Below are 4797 nucleotides of genomic sequence, written 5' to 3' on the forward strand. Positions count from 1 at the left end.
CCGCGTCCCGGAACAGGGCACGGCGGCGGATGCGGCTATGGTAGCCAGTCCCATGCTCTCCAAAACGAGGCAGATCGCCGTTTTACGCAGGCATTACCCCCGCTTTACCCCGGCTTTACCCGCCCTGGCCAGAGCGTTTTCGGAAACAGGTCGGCCACCCGTCGGCAGGGCCTCAGACAGGGCACGGCGCTCACAACACTGTTGACCCAGGCACGGCCAATGCAGGGCGCATCAGCCCGAAAGTCCATTGAAAACAAGGCATTGCACTCCAACCCGGCGCAGGTCGCGCCTGGCACCCCGTTGGACTGCACCCCGCGCTTGTGGCTACCATGCGCGGCCGCCGGCCTGCAGGCGCAGGCCGCCATCCATCCGTCCCAGGAGAACACCATGACGACTGCCAACCCACGCCTGACCGACCACCCCGAAGAAGCCGCCGTGCGCGTGCCGCTGGAGCTGTACATGCGCGGCCATGCCGAGGACAACAGCGCCCACATGCGCGCCGCCTTCTTGCCCACCGCCCGCATCGAAAGCGTGCGCGAAGGCCCGCTGACCTCCTGGGACATCGACACCTACTGCGCCCGCTTCAAGGGCCAGCCCGCCGCCGACGAGGCCACGCGCCGCCGCAGCATCGACGCCATCGACATCGGCGGTACGGCGGCCAGCGCCAAGATCACCCTGGTGCACGGCGCCATCACCTTCATCGACTACTTCGTGCTGCTCAAGACGGAAGCGGGCTGGAAGATTGCCAACAAGGCCTTCCATGCCCAGCCGCACTGACATCACCAGGGCTTGAAATGGGCCAGCAGGCCGTAGGTCAGCGCACCAGCCAAGGTCGGCATGGCAATGCCTCCCTGCACCAGGCGTGCGAGGCAGATGGCCAGCAAAGCCACGGCGATCACGGCCACCCGCCCCCAGCGGACATCGCTGACCAACAGCCCCCAGGTTGACACCACGAACAGGGCAGCGATGGCGGCGGGCCCGACACCCGCCAGCCACCTCTGCACCTGCGGGGACGCCCGTGAAGAGTGCCCTCTGCGGCGTGCCTGCCACAACGGCAACCAGCGCAGGCCAAAGGTGCCGGCACCGCACAATAGCAAGATCCAGAATGTGTACGACATGGTGATCAGCCCTTATCGGCCGTGGCCGCATGCGCCAGCGCACCGCACAGGATCGCCAGCGCCAGTGCGTGGTAGCCCGGAATGAACCAAACCAGCACCGCAGCGACCACGGCGGCCGTGAGCACCGCACGCCACCAGCGCAGCACCCCCGCCTCCAGCAGCAGCGCAAAGAACAATGCCGGCAGAACAAAGGCCAGCCCCTCGCGGACGGCTGCCGGCCACCGATCCACCTCGCCCACCAGCGTCACCCCCATCACCGTGCCGCCCACCCAGGCCGCGTAGGCGCCAAGTTGCAGGCCCAGAAGCCAGTGCTCGCGCTCGGCCTCTGGCACGCCCTGCATCTTGCTCATGGCGGTGGCAAACACCTCGTCGGTCAGGCCAAAGGCCAACCAGGGCGTGGCCAGGCGCTGCCGCGGCCCCAGCACCACCTGCAGGGCCGGGCCATACAGCACATGCCGCGCATTCATCAACAGCACCGTGGGCAAAGCGGTCCACAGCCCGGCTCCCGAAGCCAGCAACGAAATCAGCAGGAACTGGCTGGCTCCGGCATAGACCAGCACGGAAGCCAGCACCGCAATGGATGGAGCAAGACCCGCCTGAACGGCCGCCACGCCAAAGGAAAAAGCAATCGGCAGATAGCCTGTTGCCACGGAGAGGCTGGCGGCCAGGCCGGCAGCCAGCGGACGAGCGCCGCTCACGCCGCGCCTCCGAACCATTTCGCCACAGGATTGCCGACAATCGTGCCGGGCAAGCCGGCCTCATTCCCAGCCAAACACATGATCGCCTCCCTCTATGAAAGAAGATCGATCAATATAGCGCCTCAACTCCCGTCACTGCAGCCCCATGCCACCCGCCTGCGGCGCCCCGTCTAACCCACCCCGCACACCAGGGGCGTGATGCCCTCGGGCCCGTCATCCTCCAGCGGCTGCGGGGGCTGGGCTGCGGCGAGCTTGCCTTCTTCCACGGTCATGCCGCGCGGCAGGGCCACGCCGTTCTTGGCGGCCAGGACCTCGGCCATGATGCTGACGGCGATTTCGGGAGGCGTCTTGCTGCCTATGTACAGGCCGATGGGGCCACGCAGGCGCGCCAGTTGCGCGTCGCCCAGGCCGAAGTGCTCGCTCAGGCGCTGCAGGCGCAGCGCGGTGTTGCGGCGCGAGCCGATGGCGCCGACGTAGAAGGCCGGGGATTCCAGGGCTTCCATGAGGGCCAGGTCGTCGAGCTTGGGGTCGTGCGTGAGGCCGATGATGCAGGTGCGCGCATCGGCGCGCATGGTGCGCACAAGGTCGTCGGGCATCTCGCGCGACAGCTGCACGCCGGCCACGCTCCAGTGGCGGCTGTATTCCTCGCGCGGGTCGCAGACGGTGACCGCAAAGCCGTTGAACAGCGCCATGGTGGCCAGGTATTCGGACAGCTGGCCTGCGCCGATGAGCAGCATGCGGTACTCGGGGCCGAAGCTGTTGGCGACCTGCTGCCCGTCATGCACCAGCGGCTCGGGCGCATCGCTGACCTGCTGGGCGACCTGGCCGGTGGCCTTGTCCACGGTGCGCCGCACCATGCGGCCTTCGTCCAGCCATTGGACGAGTTGCTGCAGCGCAGCAGCGTCGGGATTGAATTCGAGCAGCAGCTCCAGCGTGCCGCCGCAGGGCAGGCCGAAGCGGTGGGCCTCCTCGGCGCTGACGCCGTAGCGCAGCAGCCGGGGCGCGCCGTCGCGCAGGGCGTCGGCGTCCGAGGCGTGGCTGTAGCGGGCGATCAGGTCGTCCTCGATGCAGCCGCCGGACACGGAGCCGACCACGGCGCCCGAGGCCCCGAGCGCCATGATGGAGCCGATGGGCCGGGGCGACGAGCCCCAGGTACGCACCACCGTGGCCAGCAGCGCGCGCTCGCCCTGAGCGCGCCATTGCGCGAGGTGGCGCAGAACATGAACATCCAGGTTTTCCATTGCAAATCTCCACGCCGGCACCTGGCTTGCCTGTGCAGCTGGGCGCCTGGCGTTTTTCGGCGGCTATTGTCTCTCTGCATCAAGAAGGGTGCAGCAGCATGTAAAAAGGGCTTGGTAGCGCAGGGCGAAGCATAGAAGCCACAACAAATCTGAGGCCAGAGACGCCGAGCAAGAGCCGCCTCGCGGCGGGGGCGCCCAGCCGAGGGCGTCGTCCCCCTCCCGCGAAGCGAGAGAGAGGGGGAAGCGGCGCAGCCGCTCAGGGGGAGCGCCCTAGTACCGCGAAAGCAGCCAGCCGGCGCCCAGGACGACGACGATGGCCAGCCCCCAGCACCACAGCGGGATGGCGCGGCGCGAGCGTTCCTCGGCCTCGGTGGCCGGTGCGGCATCCAGCGGCGTGGCCACGCCGGCTGCGGCGTCGTGCTCCCAGGCCTGGGCGTCCACGGTGGGCTCGATGTGGCCGGTTTCATCGGCCAGGCCGGCAGGCAGGTGGGACAGGTCGGCGGTGTCGCCTGCATCGGCAGGCGCTGCGGGCGCGCGCGGGTGGCGCTGCTGCATCAGCGTGTCGAAGCGCGCGAAGAAGTCGTCGGCCATGTTGCGGGCGGCGCCGTCGATCAGCCGCTGGCCCAGCTGGGCGATCTTGCCGCCGACCTGGGCCTGCACGCTGTAGCTGAGCAGGCAGCGCGGCTGGCCTGCGGCGTCGTCGGTCTCGGGGGTGAGGGTGACGTCGGCCTCGCCCTTGCCGAAGCCGGCCACGCCGCCCTGGCCTTCAAAGGCGATGCGGTAGCGCTCGGGCGGCGTGATGTCGGACAGCGTGACCTTGCCGCTGAACTTGGCCGATACCGGCCCCACCTTGACCGCCATGCCCACGGCGTACTGGTCATCGCCCTGGGGTTCGAAGCGGTCGCAGCCGGCCAGGCAGGCCTTGAGCGTTTCGGGATCGTTGAGCGCCTCCCAGGCCTGCTGCTGGCTGACGGCGAGGGAACGGCTGGCTTGCATTTCCATGGCAATTCCTTTCTGCGATGGGGGTGGCCGCAAGCGGCTCAGCGGCCTGGCGCCGCCAGCAGCCGCGCCAGGTGAACGGCCAGTTGCTGCAGCGATTCCAGGTTGTGTACCGCAAGCATGGCATGGGCATGACGATGCAGCACGGCCGCCCCCTGGGCCAGTGGGGCATACCCGTCAAAGCGCAGCAGCGGGTTGAGCCACAGCAGCCGCGCGCTGTGGCGGCGCAGCCAGGCCAGTTCGCGGTCCAGCTCGGCGGCATCGCCGGTGTCCAGGCCGTCGCTGATGATGAGCACCAGGGTGCGCCGGCCCACCAGGCCTGAAACCTGGTGGCGCGCATGCAGGCGGCGCAGTTCGCCCAGGCTGCTGCCCAGGCGCGTGCCGCCGCCAAAGTCGGCAATGGCGGCGTTGGCGCGCTCGAGCATGGCGTCTGTATCGGCCTGGGCAAAGGCCGGGCCCAGGTCGCGCAGCTCGGTGCCGAAGCTGAAGACCTGGCGGCGCAGGCCCGCATGGCGCTGCGTGCCGGTGGCCGCGTGCAGGAAGGCCAGCAGCAGCCGCGCATAGCGCTCCATGGAGCCCGAGACATCGACCAGGGCCAGCCAGGGCAGCGGCAGGCGCCGCCGTTCGCGCCGCAGCAGCTGCAGCATTTCGCCGCCGTGGTGCGATGCCGCGCGCAGGCTGGCAGCCCAGTCGGGCACCGCGCCGCGCTGGCCGGTGCGCGTGCGGCGGCTGCGGTAGCGG

Annotated in this window: 6 protein-coding genes; 1 reads left to right on the forward strand and 5 read right to left on the reverse strand. The window is 69.4% G+C overall.

The features are described from left to right. The first annotated feature begins 387 nt into the window (after positions 1 to 387). Positions 388 to 777 carry a nuclear transport factor 2 family protein gene (locus L995_RS14840; RefSeq protein ID WP_047472453.1) on the forward strand — a complete coding sequence of 130 codons (390 nt, stop codon included), beginning with the start codon at positions 388 to 390 and terminating at the stop codon, positions 775 to 777. Positions 778 to 779: 2 nt separating this feature from the next. Here the strand turns inward: L995_RS14840 and L995_RS14845 are convergent, their stop codons facing one another. The 5 genes from L995_RS14845 to L995_RS14865 all read right to left on the reverse strand — a co-directional run. Further along, positions 780 to 1118 (reverse strand): AzlD domain-containing protein, encoded by a 339-nt coding sequence (locus L995_RS14845; RefSeq protein WP_047472448.1) that lies wholly within the window; start codon positions 1116 to 1118, stop codon positions 780 to 782. 5 nt (positions 1119 to 1123) lie between these two features. Then, entirely contained in the window at positions 1124 to 1816 is a 693-nt protein-coding gene (locus L995_RS14850; RefSeq protein WP_047472449.1) for an AzlC family ABC transporter permease, read from the reverse strand. Positions 1817 to 1986: 170 nt separating this feature from the next. Beyond that, positions 1987 to 3057, reverse strand: coding sequence for an XdhC family protein (locus tag L995_RS14855; protein ID WP_047472450.1), 1071 nt, complete (start codon positions 3055 to 3057; stop codon positions 1987 to 1989). 270 nt (positions 3058 to 3327) lie between these two features. Then, positions 3328 to 4059 (reverse strand): CoxG family protein, encoded by a 732-nt coding sequence (locus L995_RS14860; RefSeq protein ID WP_047472451.1) that lies wholly within the window; start codon positions 4057 to 4059, stop codon positions 3328 to 3330. Positions 4060 to 4097: 38 nt separating this feature from the next. Continuing rightward, the coding region (locus tag L995_RS14865; RefSeq protein ID WP_047472452.1) for a VWA domain-containing protein at positions 4098 to 4797 on the reverse strand (700 nt) is incomplete at its 5' end.

This window comes from Delftia sp. ZNC0008, from assembly GCF_000799035.1.
In the GTDB taxonomy this organism is placed as follows: domain Bacteria; phylum Pseudomonadota; class Gammaproteobacteria; order Burkholderiales; family Burkholderiaceae_C; genus Comamonas; species Comamonas tsuruhatensis.

Coding starts and splice junctions, on each gene's coding strand:
- L995_RS14855 (WP_047472450.1), bottom strand. CDS start 3,057: ATGGAAAACCTGGATGTTCATGTTCTGCGCCACCTCGCGCAATGGCGC.
- L995_RS14845 (WP_047472448.1), bottom strand. CDS start 1,118: ATGTCGTACACATTCTGGATCTTGCTATTGTGCGGTGCCGGCACCTTT.
- L995_RS14840 (WP_047472453.1), top strand. CDS start 388: ATGACGACTGCCAACCCACGCCTGACCGACCACCCCGAAGAAGCCGCC.
- L995_RS14860 (WP_047472451.1), bottom strand. CDS start 4,059: ATGGAAATGCAAGCCAGCCGTTCCCTCGCCGTCAGCCAGCAGCAGGCC.